The following is a 1461-nucleotide window of genomic DNA, read 5'->3' as shown; positions in this document are numbered from 1 at the left end:
CCGGACGGCTGGGAGGCCAACCACACGGTGCTGGCACACCTGGCCGAACACAAGGTGGCCTGGCGACCGTGACCGGCCCGGGGGACTTCGGGCGGCCCGGCGACCGTGACCGGCTCAGGGAACATCGCGTGGCCCGGAGGCCTTGATATCGCCGGAGTGACCCGGGCCGCCGCCGGAGGCATCCGGCCCTCTTGCGCGGGCGCGGGACAATGGACGGTGGCCCACTCACCGACGGGTCATCCGTGACGTACGAGGAGGAGAAGACATGGCGGAGCCCACGCCGCGTCGGAACGAACCGCGGCTACGCCCCGCGCCCTTGCTCTTCGAGCCCGCGCAGGTCGCCGAGGACCCGGAGCACTTCTTCGATCTGGAGTCGATCGACGACCCCCGCGCCCTGCTCGCCCGTGCCACGGAGCTGACGCACGCGTTCCGTGCGGCGACCGACCGTGCCGTGGAGTTCCAGGCGATGGCGGCGGCCCAGCTGGCCGACCCGCGCCGCTTCGACCGGCTGACGCCGGCGGACATCGCGGCGCGCGCCGAGTGGACCGAGGACTACGCGAAGAAGATGGTCGAGTTCGGCCGGGATCTGCTGCGGGGCGCCGAGGGGCCGGGGCACGCCGACCCGGTGTGACTCGCGTGAGTCCTGTGAGCCACCTGGACCCTGTGAGAGCAGTGGGAGTCATGTGAACCGCATACGCTGCCCGGCATATGCCAGGCGGGCAAGATACTCCCTCTCACCCCGTCACGTCCCGGTTTCCGGCAACCCTCGGAGAGGGAACGCTCACCGCCGGTAGATGTTGACGGCATGAGCAGCACACGCGAAGAGACCGTCTCCGACCGCTTCGACGTCTCGGGGGTCACCCCGGACGGAGCCGCCTGGCTCGCCTCGGCGGGAGCGTATCCGCGCAGCACCCTCGCGCTCTGGGACGAGCACCCCGACGCCCCGGTCGTCCTTCCCTGCGGCACCGCCTTCGACGTCGTCGGCGCGCCCGCGATCTTCGGGCGCCGGATGCTCGACCGGCTCTGGGACGAGGGCCCGGGGTCGGGGCCGGTCGCGGCGTTCCGGGGCCGGATGCTGCTGTTCGCCACGCCCGGCACGGCACAGCGGCTGCCCGCGCTGCTGCACTGGGAGGAGTTCGGGCGTACGAAGGCCATTCCACCGCTGCTGTGCCACGGCACCGGCGACGCGGTGACCGTCCCCGCACCGATGGGCGCCGCCGTCTCCGGCGCTCCGTCCGGCTGCCGCTGGCTGGTCGCCCCGGACACCCGTCGTCCCTGGCTGCCGGGCCCCGAGGTGCTGCTCTGGGCGGCCGTACGGGCGGCCCGCGCGGCCGTGCGGATATCGATTTTTCCCCCGGCCGAACAGGATGCTAAGGTCTACGACGTCAGCAGGCGCCGCTAGCTCAGTTGGTTAGAGCAGCTGACTCTTAATCAGCGGGTCCGGGGTTCGAGTCCCTGGCG

Annotated in this window: 2 protein-coding genes; both read left to right on the top strand. The window is 72.0% G+C overall.

Annotated elements, in window-relative coordinates; genetic code table 11:
* Window positions 1-265: 265 nt before the first annotated feature.
* Entirely contained in the window at window positions 266-631 is a 366-nt protein-coding gene (locus tag AC5P09_RS49080) for a DUF8844 domain-containing protein (RefSeq protein ID WP_493880169.1), read from the top strand.
* Between the two features lie 174 nt (window positions 632-805).
* Window positions 806-1402: a bifunctional DNA primase/polymerase gene (locus AC5P09_RS49075; protein WP_493880168.1), complete on the top strand. Its 597-nt coding sequence runs from the start codon at window positions 806-808 to the stop codon at window positions 1400-1402.
* Window positions 1403-1461 lie beyond the last annotated feature (59 nt).

This window comes from Streptomyces sp. a15 (assembly GCF_059026085.1).
Note: the sequence above shows the minus strand (reverse complement) of the source record. Positions and strands in the feature narration are given on the sequence as shown.

Bases quoted from the DNA above. Each gene is read 5' to 3' on its own strand.
- AC5P09_RS49080 (WP_493880169.1), top strand. From the start codon at position 266: ATGGCGGAGCCCACGCCGCGTCGGAACGAACCGCGGCTACGCCCCGCG.
- AC5P09_RS49075 (WP_493880168.1), top strand. From the start codon at position 806: ATGAGCAGCACACGCGAAGAGACCGTCTCCGACCGCTTCGACGTCTCG.